Source organism: Paenibacillus sp. O199, assembly GCF_001636635.1.
In the GTDB taxonomy this organism is placed as follows: Bacteria; Bacillota; Bacilli; order Paenibacillales; family Paenibacillaceae; genus Paenibacillus; species Paenibacillus marchantiae.
In genome coordinates, this window is sequence record NZ_LGRP01000013.1 from 62,706 (window position 1) to 78,548 (window position 15,843).

At 47.9% G+C, this 15,843-nt stretch carries 16 protein-coding genes and 1 riboswitch; of the genes, 8 read left to right on the top strand and 8 right to left on the bottom strand.

All coding sequences use genetic code 11. The features are described from left to right. Positions 1-117 precede the first annotated feature (117 nt). The 5 genes from A6049_RS19330 to serS form a co-directional block, all read right to left on the bottom strand. On the bottom strand, positions 118-1,224 hold the full coding sequence (locus A6049_RS19330; protein ID WP_063566234.1) for an undecaprenyldiphospho-muramoylpentapeptide beta-N-acetylglucosaminyltransferase: 1,107 nt from the start codon (positions 1,222-1,224) through the stop codon (positions 118-120). Further along, on the bottom strand, positions 1,173-2,198 hold the full coding sequence (locus A6049_RS19335) for a polysaccharide biosynthesis protein (RefSeq protein ID WP_063566235.1): 1,026 nt from the start codon (positions 2,196-2,198) through the stop codon (positions 1,173-1,175). Before A6049_RS19335 ends, A6049_RS19330 begins: the two co-directional genes overlap by 52 nt. A 169-nt stretch (positions 2,199-2,367) precedes the next feature. Next, positions 2,368-3,753: a sensor histidine kinase gene (locus A6049_RS19340; RefSeq protein WP_095206160.1), complete on the bottom strand. Its 1,386-nt coding sequence runs from the start codon at positions 3,751-3,753 to the stop codon at positions 2,368-2,370. After that, positions 3,746-4,393, bottom strand: a complete 648-nt coding sequence (locus tag A6049_RS19345) for a response regulator transcription factor (RefSeq protein WP_063566237.1) — start codon at positions 4,391-4,393, stop codon at positions 3,746-3,748. The genes A6049_RS19340 and A6049_RS19345 overlap by 8 nt, the downstream gene beginning before the upstream one ends. Before the next feature lie 219 nt (positions 4,394-4,612). Then, positions 4,613-5,911, bottom strand: a complete 1,299-nt coding sequence (gene serS / locus A6049_RS19350) for a serine--tRNA ligase (protein ID WP_063566238.1) — start codon at positions 5,909-5,911, stop codon at positions 4,613-4,615. Between the two features lie 379 nt (positions 5,912-6,290). Between serS and A6049_RS19355 the strand changes: the two genes are divergently transcribed. After that, positions 6,291-7,526, top strand: a complete 1,236-nt coding sequence (locus tag A6049_RS19355) for an MFS transporter (protein WP_063566239.1) — start codon at positions 6,291-6,293, stop codon at positions 7,524-7,526. 182 nt (positions 7,527-7,708) lie between these two features. On the opposite strand, the gene A6049_RS19360 is transcribed toward A6049_RS19355, so the two are convergent. Continuing rightward, positions 7,709-8,197 (bottom strand): DUF2798 domain-containing protein, encoded by a 489-nt coding sequence (locus tag A6049_RS19360; protein WP_063566240.1) that lies wholly within the window; start codon positions 8,195-8,197, stop codon positions 7,709-7,711. A 186-nt stretch (positions 8,198-8,383) separates the two neighbouring features. Between A6049_RS19360 and A6049_RS19365 the strand changes: the two genes are divergently transcribed. The 7 genes from A6049_RS19365 to A6049_RS19395 all read left to right on the top strand — a co-directional run bounded on the left by A6049_RS19365 (position 8,384) and on the right by A6049_RS19395 (position 14,218). After that, complete coding sequence (locus tag A6049_RS19365; RefSeq protein ID WP_063566241.1) at positions 8,384-8,770, top strand: VOC family protein; 387 nt, start codon at positions 8,384-8,386, stop codon at positions 8,768-8,770. Between the two features lie 17 nt (positions 8,771-8,787). Beyond that, positions 8,788-9,543 (top strand): NAD-dependent epimerase/dehydratase family protein, encoded by a 756-nt coding sequence (locus A6049_RS19370; RefSeq protein WP_063566242.1) that lies wholly within the window; start codon positions 8,788-8,790, stop codon positions 9,541-9,543. A 145-nt stretch (positions 9,544-9,688) separates the two neighbouring features. After that, positions 9,689-9,801: riboswitch (TPP riboswitch) on the top strand. Positions 9,802-10,022: 221 nt separating this feature from the next. Beyond that, positions 10,023-11,063, top strand: a complete 1,041-nt coding sequence (locus tag A6049_RS19375; RefSeq protein ID WP_090954093.1) for an ABC transporter substrate-binding protein — start codon at positions 10,023-10,025, stop codon at positions 11,061-11,063. Positions 11,064-11,324: 261 nt separating this feature from the next. After that, positions 11,325-11,615: a thiamine-binding protein gene (locus A6049_RS19380; RefSeq protein WP_024632265.1), complete on the top strand. Its 291-nt coding sequence runs from the start codon at positions 11,325-11,327 to the stop codon at positions 11,613-11,615. Continuing rightward, complete coding sequence (locus tag A6049_RS19385) at positions 11,615-12,373, top strand: ABC transporter permease (RefSeq protein ID WP_063566244.1); 759 nt, start codon at positions 11,615-11,617, stop codon at positions 12,371-12,373. Before A6049_RS19380 ends, A6049_RS19385 begins: the two co-directional genes overlap by 1 nt. Positions 12,374-12,416: 43 nt before the next feature. After that, positions 12,417-13,316, top strand: coding sequence for an ABC transporter ATP-binding protein (locus tag A6049_RS19390; protein ID WP_240321489.1), 900 nt, complete (start codon positions 12,417-12,419; stop codon positions 13,314-13,316). Positions 13,317-13,411: 95 nt separating this feature from the next. Next, positions 13,412-14,218, top strand: coding sequence for a TatD family hydrolase (locus tag A6049_RS19395; RefSeq protein ID WP_063566245.1), 807 nt, complete (start codon positions 13,412-13,414; stop codon positions 14,216-14,218). Positions 14,219-14,320: 102 nt separating this feature from the next. Here A6049_RS19395 and nfsA read toward each other — a convergent pair whose 3' ends face one another. Both nfsA and A6049_RS19405 read right to left on the bottom strand, forming a co-directional pair. After that, on the bottom strand, positions 14,321-15,064 hold the full coding sequence (gene nfsA, locus A6049_RS19400; RefSeq protein WP_063566246.1) for an oxygen-insensitive NADPH nitroreductase: 744 nt from the start codon (positions 15,062-15,064) through the stop codon (positions 14,321-14,323). Then, the gene (locus A6049_RS19405) at positions 15,048-15,656 is read right to left on the bottom strand and encodes a TetR family transcriptional regulator (protein ID WP_063566247.1); all 609 of its coding nucleotides are present in this window, start codon (positions 15,654-15,656) and stop codon (positions 15,048-15,050) included. The genes nfsA and A6049_RS19405 overlap by 17 nt, the downstream gene beginning before the upstream one ends. Positions 15,657-15,843 lie beyond the last annotated feature (187 nt).

Here is a 15,843-nt window from a genome sequence, read left to right on the forward strand (position 1 = left end):
GTTCAGTGTAAAATCTTTAGTTCTACTTATATAGTTTAATACAATAAACGTTTTGAGATAATCAGGATAGATACGATGAGCAAAAAGAACATGACCAGCAGCAGTTCGGGAAATCTTTTACTCATGTTCAGCTCTTTCTACCGAAGAAACCGTTGTATGAATAAGCTGCAGAACTTTGTCAACGGCGTTGTCCGTTCCACTCGCCTTCATGTGGTCCACCATATGATCTCTCTCCTTATATACAAGGTCAATATCTCGCAGGAATGTCTGAGGACTCAGCTCCTCTTCCTGGAGAACCCTTGCATAACCTCGCTCCTGAAAATACTTCGCGTTCAGCGTCTGTCCAACAAGAGATCCGCCGTTGGCATGGGGAATCAGGAGCATTGGCTTGCGGAGCAACAGCCACTCATGTATCGCATTGGAGCCAGCACGTGACACAACTATATCCGCCATAACCATTAGATCCGCAAGTTCTTCATGCACGTATTCAAATGCCTTGTAGCCTGCAAAATGTGGGAAGGATGAGTTCAATTTACCTGTACCACATATATGAATGATTTGATACCGCTTGAGCAGCTCTGGCAGTGTTTCAAGTACCATTTGATTAAGCTTTTCCGAACCCTGACTGCCACCCATAATTAACAGAATAGGTCTGTCGGAGACAAATCGGCAAAAATGAATCCCCCGTGCTCGGCTGCCAAGCTTCAACTCCTCCCGAATTATAGGTCCCACGTACATCGTCTTGTCTGACGCCTTAGAGGAAGCGAATGTCGCTGTATCCATAAACGTAGTACACATCATTTGGGCGTATCGCCGTGACAGCCTGTTGGCCAGTCCCGGATGAAGATCCGGCTCCAGAATCAGCACCGGAACCCGATTCCACCCGGCACCCACTACAGCAGGAACAGCCACGAATCCCCCTAACGAAAAGCATACATGTGGTTTAATTCGTAAAATAAGCAGATAAGCCTGCAGCACTCCAAGTATAATTTTGAACACATCGGAAATATTCGCCCACGCCCAATATCTTCTCAGCTTGCCTGTTGCAACCGCATGATAATGAACAGCCGGGATTTTGCCGATTAATTGGCGCTCGATGCCATGCTTGGAACCGATATAATGAATTTCCCATTGCTCCTGAATTAATCTGGAGATCAGAATGAGGTTAGCTGTTACATGACCGGCGGAGCCGCCTCCTGTAAATATGATCCTCCGCTTGAACACAGAAATCCCCCTCTCCACAGCATGTCGCGAACCTCTGCCTTGGTCATGATGACATCTTCCGAATGGTATCCTCTGCCAGGAAGAACAGATGTCTCACAACCCTCTTTATCCGTTAATTTGGTTGAAGATGAGGCGGTGACAACAAAGTAGGACTTCTCCTCTTCCACTTCCTTAACGTTTTCCCAATCTGAAATCAGCGTTTCATAAAGCCGTTCTCCCGGACGGGCACCGATGAAATGTATCGGAACATGCTTTTGCCCAGCATCCTCTGCCAAAACCTGTGCGATATCCGTTATTTTGCAGGATGGCATTCGGGGTACAATAATCTCGCCGCCCTCGCATTGCTCCATGGCCGACAGGAGAATTTCCACGGCGTCTCCAAGGGGAAGAAAAAAACGTGTCATTCTGGAATCGGTAACGCTGAGTGGCTGCTTCAACTCAAGCTGGCGTTTGAATAACGGTACTACGCTGCCTGTGGATCCAAGAACATTCCCGCTTCGTACACAAGCAAAGCTTGTAGCGGAACGACTGTCAGCTAATAAGATCAATTTTTCCCCGATGGCTTTGGTCATCCCGTACATGCTGGAAGGATTCGCTGCTTTGTCCGTAGAGACGTATACCACCTTCCGCACGCCATTCTCGATTGCAGCATCAATGACGTTCTGCGTTCCGGTTATATTGGTTTTGACCGCACAATCCGGTTGGTCCTCACAGACCGGAACATGTTTAAGCGCCGCAAGATGAAAGACATAATCTACATCCTTACAGGCACCTGCCAGCTCCCATCGGTCTCTGATATCCCCCAGTACAAACTTCACTCTCGGGTCAGAGATGGTTTGTCTCATTTGAGCCTGAAGCGATTCATTTCGTGAGAAAATACGAACCTCTTTCGGCTCCTGAACGAGCAATTGTTTGACCAACTCTTCTCCCCATGAGCCTGTGCCTCCTGTTATTAAAAAGGTTTTATTGAACATCGGATATCCCTCCATGAATTAAGTTCTGATTTGGTGATAGGCCTATCCTAAGGCAATTGTGTTACATCAGTATGACAGGGGAACAATTGGCTTTCCCCAACATGAAAAAGGCTCTAATTCAGGTTGCTTCTCACACAAAAAAACCACCATTTGCATGGCGGCTCCTTCATTAACGTTGTATTAAAGGTAAAGAAAAATAAAACATAACTTCTCCATCGGCTACGCTAAGGCCATAGTCGGCATGGTGATTCTCCAGAATCGTCCGGGCAATAGATAAGCCCAGACCCGTCCCGCTAAACTTTTTGCTGCGCGAACTATCCATTACATAGAAAGGCTCCCAAACCTGATCCCACTGTTCATGCTCTTCCTTATCCGTTTCATTGGCGATACCGAAATGTGCCGCTTGCCCTTTCAGTTCAAGGGTAATGGTTATTCGGTCACCGCTTGTATATTTCACCGCGTTGGTCATCCAATTGTGCAGAACAGACTCCAGCTTCCGTCGATCAGCCAGCACCCATGTCTCGGCAGTCCATCGATCCTCCACCTCCACATGCAAGCCATGCTGCTGAAATACGGTTTCATAGGTATGAAGGGTCTCCTTGAGCAGTTGGCGAAGATCAACAGGTTCAAAATCATATACTTCGGCCTGCAGACGGGATAGCTCCAACAGACGGTCAATTAAACCAGCCAGCTCTTCGCTCTGTTGCTGAATTACTCCAGCATAGGTTCCGTCATCTAAGCCATCCTGAATACCAGAGGCATAAACTCGAATCAGGGAAAGCGGTGTTTTCAATTCATGCGAGATATCCGAGATGAACGTTCGCAGATTGGCATTTTTTATCTCCAAAGAATGTTGCGCCTGCTGTAATTTGTCGCTCATCACATTGATGCTACGCCCTAAAGACTCAATCTCATCACCTGTCTTTATATCAACCCTCGTAAACGATAAATTGGAAATGGCTTCAGCCGTTTCGCTTAGCTTTGCGAGCGGTTTAACGATCCGGGCGGTATACAGCACGGAAAGCAGGATAAGCAACAGCAGCATACCGAGCCATATGTACGCATTGAACTGATTAATGATTCGAATCGTCTCCGATGAATGGGAGATGGATTCGCCGACAGCAAACACGGAATCCCCCACCTTCACAAAGTTCACGAGAAAGCTTGATTTCAGCTTGGTCTGATCATAGAATTTATTAACCCGGGCACCCTCACGCAGCGCAGAGATACTCTCTTCTGTCAGCCAAAATTTACTAAGGGCAATTCCCTTGCGGTTATATTGAAATAACAATTGATCGTTAATATCATTCACACTATCCTTCAACGATGCATAAGCGATAGCGACCTCGTATTGCGTTTCAAGACTCTCAATCCGTGATAGCTGATCGCCATGTTCTGAAGCAGAGATTTCAGTCGTTAACTCGGCCAACTTCTGCTTTTTCTGATACAAAAAATAGCTAGGCAGGAAAAACGTATTGACGATAAAGGATAGGAAGAAGACAACACACAATGCACTGATTATGCGCACGAGCAGTTTACGGGTCAGTTTACTCATCTTGATCCTCTAGGCAATAGCCCATTCCCCGGTACGTTTTGATTGAATCTTCTCCAATTTTCTCACGCAGTCTGCGGATATGAGTGTCTACCGTACGCTCCTCGCCGAAGTAATCGAAACCCCACACCTGATCCAGCAATATTTTACGGGTTACGATCTGCCCCTTATTCATTCCCAGAACCTTCATTAATTCGAATTCCTTATGGGTAGCCCCTACATCCACTCCACGACGGTAAACCTTCTGGCCTTCCAGATCGACAGTCAGTTCTCCCACAATGATTTTGGAGGAAAGTTGCAGCAGCTTCTTTACACGCAATAGCAGGATACGCGAATCAAACGGCTTGCGCAGATAATCATCCGCTCCGGCCTTCAAGGCAAGAAATTCATCATCCGATTCCCCTTTGGCTGTCAGCAGCAGTACCTTCGCACGACTCGTACGCTTGATTTCCCGGCACACCTCAACACCGCTGCGTCCTGGCATCATCCAATCCAAAACCGCCAAATCGATTTGATTATTATAAAAGAGATTCAGGGCCGCTTCCCCATCCTCGGCTAAAAACACCTGAAAGCCCTCTTTAACGAAATAGGCTTTTAATATTTGCAGCATCAACGGCTCATCATCCGCGAGTAGCAGGTTCATATCTGCGCCTCCTTTCCAAACTGCATTCTACTATACAATCTGTACGTTACAGCTGTGTGACATACCCATCTGGTCTGGCCATTTCCCGCATTCCTGTACTGCGGTTACCGTACCATAAAAGCGCTGAACACTCTCCACTGGTCCCAAAATCAAAGGTAAAACAAAAAGGAACCCTCACAAGGGTTCCCTTTTTACTTCTCCACACAGCTTGTAATCCTTTTAAACCTCTTCATCCTGGTGCGGCAAAATCAAATATTCGGCACCGCCCATATAAGGCTGAAGTGCGGCTGGAATACGAATGCTCCCATCCGCCTGCTGATGATTCTCCAGCAATGGAATCAGAATGCGTGGTGAAGCCACAGCCGTATTGTTCAACGTATGGCAGTAGGCAAGCTTACCTTGGGCATCGCGACAACGAATATTCGAACGCCGAGCCTGGAAATCATGCAGATTCGACGACGAATGTGTCTCCCCGTACGCATTGCGGCTTGGCATCCAGGTTTCAATATCGTACTGTTTGTACGTTTTCTGCGACATATCCCCTGTACACACAGCCACAACACGATAAGGCAGTTCCAGCAATTGCAGTAATTCCTCGGCGTGTCCTGTAATTTCCTGCAGCATTCGCTCCGATTCTTCCGCATCCGGTGCACAGATAATGACTTGTTCCACTTTGGCAAATTGATGCACCCGGTACAATCCGCGTACATCCCGCCCGCCTGAGCCAACCTCACTGCGGAAACATGTCGATGTGGCTGCCAGCTTGATTGGCTCCTGCACATCCACAATCTCATCCGCATAATACGAAACCAGCGGCACTTCCGATGTTCCCACCAGCCACTTGTTCTCGCCTACTAATTCATAGACCTGATCCCGTCCTGTGGGGAAGAACCCCGTGTTCAAGAGTGTATTCTCCCTCACCATCAGAGGAACTTCCATTGGCGTAAATCCATGCTTCAGCAGCAGATCAAGCGCAAGTTGCTGTACAGCCCGGTGCAGGAGAAGCCCTGCTCCTTTGAGCACATAGCTTCGTGTTCCGCCGATTTTCACCCCACGTGGGATGTCGATTAGATCATGCCGTTCACCGAGTTCCACGTGATCCTTGGCCTCATAATCGAATACCGGCAGCTCACCCACACGTCGCAGCTCCACATTATCCTCATCCGATGCACCCACTGGCGTGTCTGGCGATACAACATTGGGTACCAACCATTGCAGCCTTGTCACTTCCTCTTGCACAACGGCAAGCTTGGCTTCAACTTGCTCTAACTGACCATTCAGCTGTTTCACCTGTTCCCTTAAACCCTCGGCCTGTTCACGCTCGCCAGCTTGCATCAGTCTGCCAATATCTGCAGATAACGAATTACGTACTCTACGTCCTTCTTCCGTTTCCAGTAAAAGTGCTCTGCGCTCCTCGTCCCGTTCCAACAATTCGCGAATATTGATATTCATTCTCTTGCCAACTGCCGCAGCTTGCACCTCTTCTGCATGCTCCCGAATCCACTTCATTTCCAACATGGTCACCGTCTCCTTTGGCTGTAAAAATACAAAGAGCGCCCTCATCCCTTGGGACGAGGAGCGCTCTGCTCGCGGTGCCACCCAACTTGCCAAACCAGAATATTCTGGTTCAGCCTCTTGGTCCGCGATAACGGGCGGTTCCGGTTAACTTGGGGAATAACGCTCCCCTGGCGAAAACGCCTCCGAGTTGGATGCTCTTCAACGGCATGGTCCGATCTGTAATTGTTGTTTTTCAGTATATACGAACTTTAGCCTCCATTGCAAGTTATCCGTGCACACCCTTACATGTCCTGTTATGATAGAGATTGTTTGTTTTTAGGAAATACTCCTGAATGGCAGACTTACTACATAAGATAATATCTAGAAGGAGTTTTTCTTCATGAAAAAATTGCTTTGGATTGGATGCTTGTCCTATTTCCTCATCGGACTTGCCCACGTCGTTCTCGGCTCCATCCTGCCCGTTGCCCTTGAACATTATGGCAAGGATTATAGTCAGGGAGGCACACTGATATTTGCCCAATTTGCCGGGTTCCTGGGTGGTGTACTGTTATCTCCGTGGTTGAATAAACGCTTTGGTAAGCGAGGTGGCATATTAATTGCTACAGTTCTGCTCTGCATTGCAGAGTTATCCTATGTGCTGCTGCCTCCTTGGGGCTGGATGTTCGTTATTGCACCTGCAGCTGGATTCGGATTCGGTATGATCGAGGCTGTCATCGGTACAATCATCATTGCTGCAATTAAAGATAATACGGCGGTTGCCATGAGCCGACTCGAAGTGTTATTTGGTATCGGCGCTATGGTCATGCCGCTCATTGCCAGCGGTCTGATTTCTGCCGGGTACTGGCGCATGTCGTTCCTCGTGGTTGCCGTCTGTGCAGCGATGACTTTTATCTTCTGGGCCAAAAGTTCATTCGGTGAGCTGGACAACGAGCTGAGTCGACGTAACTCAGACCAGACTCCTGGACACACTCACGCTGCTGAATTGCCAAATGGAATGAATCCTGCAGACATTAAACCAACTCGTTCAACCTATCGCGGCCGTAATTTGGCTCTTCTGTCTTTATTTGTTCTATTTTTCTTTCTCTATGTCGGCACCGAAATGAGCCTTGCCAACTTCATGCCAGCCATTCTGATTGAGAAAATGAACATGAAGGAAGCAGGTGCTGCGCTTAGTGTTACCTGCTTCTGGATCGCCATGTCTGTTGGACGACTGTTTGCCGGATATATTGCGGAGAAATTCCAATATCGCGTCTACGTTCTGTACAGCTGCCTTGCAGCAGTTGTACTGCTGATGATCTTTCCTTTTACCAACCAGATCTGGTCGGCATTTCTGATCATTCTGTTACTCGGGCTTGCACTATCGGGCGTGTTCTCCATTGCCCTCGTCTTCGCCAGCAAAATGCTGCCTGGAACAGAAGAATCAACGCCCAGCATCCTGATTGCATCAGGTGGTGTTGGTGGTGCCATTCTACCTTTGGTTACAGGCTGGAGTTTGGACCATCTGGAAGTTAACCAGTCGGCGTGGATGCTTGCCATTTTTGCAGTTGGTCTGCTGATTATCAGCGTGATCGCGTATCAATGGCAGCGCAGGCATACTGTGAGTTCAGCATCGTAATATCTACCGAACAGAAGATAAATTAAATTCAATGAATCATAGCTGGTAAAAAGATAGGCTTCGTAGCGTGAATGCTACGAGGTCTTTTTTGATTTGAAAATAACAATTACTTCTTTATCTTAGTTCAGTGGACGATTGCCCAGGAAATACTTTCAGATGCTCTAAATCGGAACTAACGTTATTTAGGTTGTAGGGACTACACTCCCTTTATCCTTAATGAATTTACCGAATACATATCGAACGAGTGGTCCCAGAATAATAATTTGGTAAGGAAGCGCCAGGCTGAAATTACGAGCAATCGTATGAAGATACGTACTTAGTACGGATGCTCCATTTAACTGATTCGCAAGATAAGCGGAAATCATTCCGTACAAGGACATGATCAGAACCATTCCAATGACCATGAAAAATGACATAGCCAGCACGCCCAGGATTTTGTTGGACTTGTCAAAAGGTAAGGAAAATGCAATTTTTCTCGCTACAGGTCCGACAATAAAGGACTCCACCAGAAATGCAATGACAAAGCACAATATGAACTGAAGCAGTATTTCAAGCGCGGACATCTTGCTCAATAACCCATTGTGCCATAAATTGAAGGCCATCATGACGATGACCATTCCTGTGCACATCATCATTCCAAAAATAATCTGTTCTTTCTTCGTTGTTGGCAATTCTCTCATCCTCTCTGTTTACCTTCGTAATTATAGAGATGACGAACCCCTCCTCATAAGTGAACATTCTGTGAACAATTATAATTTTTCCAAATTAAAATCCTATTTGACAACCTCGTAGTACAGCCCTATGATATCCCTTAAAATGGTAGAAAAGATTTACTGCATATAAGGAGGATTTGGATTATGAGTTTTCAAAAGCGCATTGACCACGTCGGCATTGCCGTTCGTGATCTAGAGACCACGCTACGTTTCTATACGGAGATTGTTGGTCTTGAATTGAAAGACCGGGTAACCCACACCAACGGTGTCATTCAGCTCGCCTTTCTCGGCTTCAACGGAAGCGATGAGACCGAGATTGAGTTGATTCAGGGATACAGCGACAAGCTGCCTTCCGAAGGTACGGTGCATCATTTTGCTATCCATGTCGATGACCTTGAGGCTGAGTACAACCGCATTAAGGCAACTGAGGCCGAGTTTATTGATGGAGAGATGATTACACTGCCTAACGGTTACCGTTATTTCTTCATCTATGGACCCGAGAAGGAATGGATTGAGTTCTTCCAGCGCTAAGAATTGGAGCTGATTTAATGAACATTTTAATTACCGGCGCAGCCGGAAAAATTGGACGTGACTTGTCCCAACACTTGTCAGAAGCATTTCACCTGCGACTAACGGATTTGAATATCGACAGACTGCATACGTATCAAGGGACAAGCCATGAGATCATGACACTTGATGTGACAGATCCCGAAGCCTGTCAGCACGCTTGCGAAGGCATGGATGTGGTTGTACATCTGGCGGGAGATCCTTCCCCGCATGCCGGATTCTATGAATCGTTGTTGGACATCAATATCAAGGGTACGTTTAATGTATTCCGTGCAGCTAAAGACCAGGGTGTACGAAGAGTCATTCTGGCAAGCAGTGCACAGACGATTGAGGGGTATCCCATTGATGCTCAAGTCTATCCGGATATGCCGACACGCCCACGGAATTTGTACGGGGTTAGCAAATGTTTTGGTGAATCGCTCGCTTCCTATTTTGCATATACCGAAGGTTTACAAAGTGTAGCAATACGTATAGGTGCATATGATGATTTCCAACCGGATGGACCCGCGCTGGAGGCAAGGGATATGAGCGCGTATCTTAGTCCGGCTGACTTGTGTGATTTGATGTTCAAAGCAATTACAACTACAGATCTGGAGCCCTTCACCATACTGCATGGGATCTCGAATAATCGGTTTAAACGATTGAATCTGGAAACCACTCAGAAACAGGTAGGCTATGACCCGAAATCCGATGCTTTTGCACTCAGTCAGATTTCCTTATATGATTCGCCACGATAATTGTTGAAAATCACACATCTAGAGAGGTCGTTATACGCATGTATAATGGCCTCTTTGATTCATTCATACGTGCCCCTATCCAGTTCCTGACTGGACATGCGTAGGCCTCTGGCCTATAATTACACCTAGTAATGCCCGTAACTTCATAGTTTCCCAGGGGAGTCGGAATAGGCCGGCTGAGAGTGTATCCCACCAAGATACTGACCCTTAGACCTGATCTGGATCATGCCAGCGTAGGAATCGGAGTATATCGAATTGGCCCAGCCTCTTTGCTGAGTGCCACATCTCTAACGCCTGCACGCGTCCCGGATTAACGGGGCGCTTTTTTAATGTTCTTTTATATAGCCAGAGAGCTAAAAAAAGTGACGTCATCCGGATCATAGCTGGTATAAATCTGTCGATTTATGCAAGAAGCTTGGATATGAAGCCAAGGAGTACCCCGCGCCACTGGCCGGACAACATGAAGGAGAGAAATGAAGATGAGATGGCGTAAAATGATGGGCCTAATGCTCTTGTGCGTACTACTCGTGGCTGTGGCCGCATGTGGCGGCAAAGAAGCTGCACCTTCAGGAGAAAATGGCAGCAGCAACACCGAAAACAGCAATGAAGGTGACAACGCAGCCCTCAAGGACATTAAAGTGGTGCTGGACTGGACACCAAATACGAATCATACCGGCCTGTATGCGGCTGTAGATCAAGGTTTTTACAAAGCTGAAGGCTTAAATGTCGAGATTGTACAACCAGGTGCCGGAGGCGCGGATACAATGGTGGCTTCGAACGAAGTGCCTTTTGGCGTAAGTTATCAGGAGAGTGTGACCCAGGCCCGCACACAGGGCGTACCGCTCGTGTCCATTGCTGCAGTCATTCAGCATAACACGTCCGGATTTGCCGCTCCGGTGGACCGGAACATCAAATCCCCCAAAGATTTTGAAGGTAAAACCTATGGTGGCTGGGGCTCTCCGGTGGAAGAAGCTGTGATGCAGTCCATTATGGAAGGCGAAGGCGCCGATGTATCCAAAGTAAAAAATATTAGCATGGGCGATGCAGACTTCTTCACCGCTGTGAAACGCGATATCGACTTTGCCTGGATCTTCTACGCGTGGACGGGCATTGAAGCCGAACTGCGCGGGGAACCGATCGACATGTTATATGTGAAAGATTATTCCGATTCACTGGACTACTACACACCTGTACTCGTTACCAATGAAAAGACGATTCAGAACGATCCCGAGCTGGTTAAAGCGTTCTTGAAAGCGACTTCCGAAGGATATCAATACGCGATTGAACATCCCGAAGACGCTGCCAACATTCTGATCAAGGCCGTACCGGATCTGGATAAGGATCTTGTACTCGCAAGCCAGAAGTGGCTGAGTCCAAAATATCAGGATGACGCACCACGCTGGGGTGAGCAAAAGCAGGAAGTATGGCAGAACTACACGGATTGGATGTTTAGCAAAAAACTGCTCGATGAGCAGGTAGATGTATCCAAAGCATATACAAACGAGTTCTTACCCCAATAAAATTATCCATATAAAACGAACTTAGTATTTACACGATGACGAAGAGGACAGAAATAACGTGAAAAAGCGAAGCGTTCGCCTAAAAGCTTTCTGAAAGAAAGCTCCTTCGGAAGCATATGCTATCACCGGATTTTCCCTTTGGAGAAGGGAATCAAAAAAATCTGGGGATAACAGCGATTGGAAGGTTATTCTGTCATCGAAGTGGCAAGTGTAACAGTCATTAGTTCATTTTATATATTTCGAAAGGAAAAGTGATCTCTCATGGCAAGCACACTACTTAGCATTCAAGTCATTCCCAAAACGCCAAATGGCGAAAATTCCTATCCTTATGTTGATCGTGCGATTGAAGTCATTCAGCAGTCTGGCTTGAAATATCAGGTTAATCCACTGGATACTACGATGGAGGGAGAACTGGAGGAACTGCTGGAGGTTGTCCGCAAAATGCACGAAGTTCTCGTGGAAGCCGGCAGTCCGAGCATCATCTCACAGATCAAGATCGCCCATAGCCCAAGTGGCTTCAGCATGGACACCCTGACGGAGAAATATCGCTAATGCATGCCTATTGGAAAAGCGTATGGCCGCCCTTTGTGGCGGTTATTCTCTTTATAGCGATATGGCAGGGAGCTGTCTCCCTGTTCCATATTGAGAAATGGATGCTGCCTGCGCCTTCGGACATCGCCCATGAAGCAGCCTCCCAGGCCGAGCGACTTGGCATGCATGCATGGGCAACAATCCAGCTGACATTGATAGGATTTGCAGCAGGTACGCTCGTGGGATTACTGATTGCGATGGTGCTGCATTTGATTCCATTTTTGAAATCTGCACTCTATCCATTACTTATTCTTAGTCAAAATATACCGACCATTGCGCTTGCTCCGCTCTTGCTGATCTGGTTCGGATTTGGGCTGCTGCCCAAACTGATTACCATCATCCTGGTCTGCTTCTTCCCGGTGGCTGTAGCTGCCATGGACGGATTGACCCGCACCGATGCGGCCATGATGAACTATATGCGCATGGCTGGTGCAAAACGCGGCCAAATTTTCTGGAAACTCGAACTTCCACATGCATTGCCCTCGGTGTTTTCGGGGATTAAAATTGCCGCTACGTACAGCGTCATGGGTGCGATTATCGCCGAATGGATCGGTGCAGATAAGGGCATCGGCTATTATATGATGCTGCAAAAATCAGCCTATCGGACGGATCGTCTGTTCGTGGCAATCATGATTATTGTGGCATTGAGTCTGCTGCTCTTCCTGCTCATTGCGCTACTGGAAAAGCTGCTCGTACGCTGGCGTCCACAAAAGCGATAACTTTGAAATATGCACCATATAAAGGTTAGGAAGTGATGACAAGATGACACCCGAACACAACGAGCGGGTAGCTGCTGCGCCGGATGAAGGTGCAACCACTCCAACGAGTAGCGGAAGTCCTGAGTATGAAACCGTGGCCTTACCTGCACATCATTCATCACCAGCGTTGGAAGTATTAGACGTGAATGCTTCGTTCCGAGAGCGACGCAGCACATTGCCCGTTCTGGATGGTCTGTCCCTGACCGTGGAACAAGGAGAATTCGTAGCCATCGTCGGTCCTTCCGGCTGCGGTAAAAGCACCCTGTTTCACATCATCGGCGGTCTGCTGAAACCTCAGGAGGGCCAAATCCTGATGAATGGTCAGGATGTTACCGGACAACGCGGCAAGATTAGTTATATGCCACAGCAGCCTGCACTATTTCCATGGCGTACCATCGAGGACAATGTGCTGCTTGCAGGTGAAGTGTCTGCGGACGCACCACCCCGAGCAGAAGCTCTTGCAGATGCCCGGAAGTGGCTGAGCAGTGTCGGACTGGCTGGGTTCGAACAAGCCTATCCGCATATGTTATCGGGCGGCATGCAGCAGCGGGTTGCCTTTCTGCGCGCCCTGCTCAGTCCGCAGGAGCTGATGCTGCTAGACGAGCCTTTTAGTGCGCTGGATGCACTGACCCGTAGCGACATGCAGCGCTGGCTGCTCGATATCTGGGAACAGAACCGCCGCTCGGTGCTGTTCATTACGCATAATATCGAGGAAGCATTATTGCTTGCGGACCGTATCTATGTTTTATCAAATCGGCCTGCGGCTGTACTTCACGAGGTCGATGTTCCCTTTGATCGTCCACGTCGCGAAGCGATCACGGAGGAATCTGCTTTTCTTGAACGGAAACGGCAGATTTCCCAGTGGATGAGAGAAGAACAGCAGAAAACCCGCCTATCTAAATAGTGCGGGTTTTTGAGTTATTTTTTCCCTAAAATGGGTGATCCAAGACAAACTATCCTGCGTATCATTGGTAAAAGACAAAAAGGAGGGGTCAATCCATGCAATCAACCGCTTTTGCACCCTTGATCGATGCCCATCTTCACCTGGACAAATATACACCTGAAGAACAACGTGAGATGCTGCATTCCTTCCCATCCCAGCAGGTTGAGGCTGTCATCGCCGTTTCCATGAATCTGGCTTCTGCCCAGAGTAACCTAGAAGTAGCTTCCCAATACCCTCGTACCGTATATCCGGCCTTTGGGTTCCATCCCGAGCAGCCCCTGCCGTCCCTGGCAGAGCAGGATCTATTTATCAAATGGATCGAAAAGCATATGGGACAAGCCACAGCGATTGGGGAAGTTGGATTGCCTTATTACAACCGACAGGAAGCCGAACAGGCAGGACAGTACTTTGATCAGAGCGGCTATATCGATCTGTTGGAGCGATTTATCCAGCTAGCGAAACGGCACGGTAAACCGATTGTGCTGCACGCTGTATACGAGGATGCCGATATCGCCTGTGACCTGCTGGAGCAATATCAACATCGCCGGGCACATTTTCACTGGTTCAAAGGTTCCAAGGGGACCGTCCAGCGAATGGCTGACAACGGATACTTCGTCTCATTTACACCTGATATCATATACGAAGAGGAAATTCGCGAATTAGCTCGCCAGTATCCTTCCGAGCAGGTTATGGCAGAGACTGATGGACCTTGGCCTTTCGAGGGACCTTTCCAGGGAAGAATGACGCATCCAGCCATGACCAGACAGGTCATTCAAGCGTGGAGTGAAGTGACCGGTATGGGAACGGAGCGGGCTGCGCGTCTCTTTTATCAGAATACGAAACGCTTCTACGATCTTCCTTAGTTCCGAATTGGCATCTATTCATGTGCTGGTTCCTAAATAGATATAGTATGCAAAAAAGAAGTCAGTCGGCATCTGCCGAACTGACTTCTTTTGAATTTACACTTAACGTTTCAAGAATCCTTTGCCTTCAAGGAATGGCTTCATCTGTAGACGTACCGGTTCTGTGAGGCGTTTCGCCATCATTTCGGACCACGGTGTAGAACGTTCCCCTTGAGTGCGCTCCTTCATGTATGCAGCAGTCGTTTCGTCATAGCTCTCGACACCTTTGAGGGTCTGCTCGGCGTTATAGCGGCCATGGTGTAAGACCGCATCCAGTGGTAGACGCGGACGAATACCCGTATCCTGATCAGCAACACCAATGCACATCCCATATACTGGATAGACGCCGTCGGGCAAACCCAATACTTCGCTCACTTCCTCAATACGGTTGCGCAGCCCGCCAATATATACAATTCCGAAACCTAGTGACTCTGCTGCAAGCGCAGCATTTTGCGATGCGAGTGCAACATCAATGGTGGCCACCATAAAATTTTCAGTGGAGTCCTCATAGGATTCCTTTTCAGGCAAATGACGCTTGGCAGCATCACTCAGGCGATAAAGGTCAGCACACCATACGAGAAACACAGGGCATTCATTGACGTAAGACTGATTGCCTGCCAATTCAGCCAATTTGGCCTTCTGCTCCTGTTCGGTAACAGCTATTATAGTATAGGCCTGCACACTACTTGAAGAGGAAGCCATCTGCCCGGCCGCCACGATTGCTGCCAGCTGCTCCTCACTTACCGGGTCTGGCTTGAATTTCCGCACAGAGCGGTGTTTCATCATCAATTCAATGGTTTCGTTCATTGCTATTCACTCCCAATCCTCGTAGTACGAATTCAATGGTTTGCTCAGCCAGCTCATCTGTGTTCATATCCTGATAGTCAAAGCTAAACCGCGAATTCTTAGCCCGTTTGTGCGCCAAAGCCACACCCATGACCTGAAGCATCGCATAAGATACGGACTCGATCTGAAACACGCCCTGCTCCTTGCCTTCTTGCAGCAGTTCTCTCACTCTGGTCCAGACGGGGTCCAAAAAACGAAACACGGTAGCTGTGCGATGGGTACGCAGTGTAATTTCAAGCTGCACAATATCGCTCATCTCCCGGTCCGTCATCGTGAATTTTACGACTTCACCTATGATTCGTCGGATACCCTCCACGGGGGAGGACATGGACTCTTCAGCCAACTCGTTCATCATATGATCAGGAAAAAAGTGCTCAAATAATGCTTCGAACACCTTTTCTTTTCCACCAAAATGATACGAGACCAGCGATACATTCGCACCCGCCTCATCACAGATTTGACGAACACTTGTCCCGTCATACCCCTGCTGTGCAAAAAGCTTCTTGGCTGCAAGCAAAATCCTCGTTTTTATATCCAATTCCGGTTCCGTCATTCCGTCCGCTCCTCTTGTCCGTTCTATTCATTTGCTCCAGCTCACCGGGCTGCAGCAAGACTACTCTATCGTTTCATTATGAAAGTTTGTGCATCAAAGCGCAAGGTGTGCCGCCTGTGGTTCTGCAACGCTAGCCACCTCAACCTACTATTAAACCAAGCACCCCGGTGAAAATCACCGGGGTGCT

Excerpts from the sequence above, each read along its gene's own strand:
- A6049_RS19385 (WP_063566244.1), top strand. The coding sequence starts at position 11,615 with ATGCATGCCTATTGGAAAAGCGTATGGCCGCCCTTTGTGGCGGTTATT.
- A6049_RS19395 (WP_063566245.1), top strand. The coding sequence starts at position 13,412 with ATGCAATCAACCGCTTTTGCACCCTTGATCGATGCCCATCTTCACCTG.
- A6049_RS19380 (WP_024632265.1), top strand. The coding sequence starts at position 11,325 with ATGGCAAGCACACTACTTAGCATTCAAGTCATTCCCAAAACGCCAAAT.
- A6049_RS19405 (WP_063566247.1), bottom strand. The coding sequence starts at position 15,656 with ATGACGGAACCGGAATTGGATATAAAAACGAGGATTTTGCTTGCAGCC.
- nfsA (WP_063566246.1), bottom strand. The coding sequence starts at position 15,064 with ATGAACGAAACCATTGAATTGATGATGAAACACCGCTCTGTGCGGAAA.
- A6049_RS19365 (WP_063566241.1), top strand. The coding sequence starts at position 8,384 with ATGAGTTTTCAAAAGCGCATTGACCACGTCGGCATTGCCGTTCGTGAT.
- A6049_RS19375 (WP_090954093.1), top strand. The coding sequence starts at position 10,023 with ATGAGATGGCGTAAAATGATGGGCCTAATGCTCTTGTGCGTACTACTC.
- A6049_RS19390 (WP_240321489.1), top strand. The coding sequence starts at position 12,417 with ATGACACCCGAACACAACGAGCGGGTAGCTGCTGCGCCGGATGAAGGT.
- A6049_RS19340 (WP_095206160.1), bottom strand. The coding sequence starts at position 3,753 with ATGAGTAAACTGACCCGTAAACTGCTCGTGCGCATAATCAGTGCATTG.
- serS (WP_063566238.1), bottom strand. The coding sequence starts at position 5,911 with ATGTTGGAAATGAAGTGGATTCGGGAGCATGCAGAAGAGGTGCAAGCT.
- A6049_RS19345 (WP_063566237.1), bottom strand. The coding sequence starts at position 4,393 with ATGAACCTGCTACTCGCGGATGATGAGCCGTTGATGCTGCAAATATTA.
- A6049_RS19335 (WP_063566235.1), bottom strand. The coding sequence starts at position 2,198 with ATGTTCAATAAAACCTTTTTAATAACAGGAGGCACAGGCTCATGGGGA.
- A6049_RS19355 (WP_063566239.1), top strand. The coding sequence starts at position 6,291 with ATGAAAAAATTGCTTTGGATTGGATGCTTGTCCTATTTCCTCATCGGA.
- A6049_RS19370 (WP_063566242.1), top strand. The coding sequence starts at position 8,788 with ATGAACATTTTAATTACCGGCGCAGCCGGAAAAATTGGACGTGACTTG.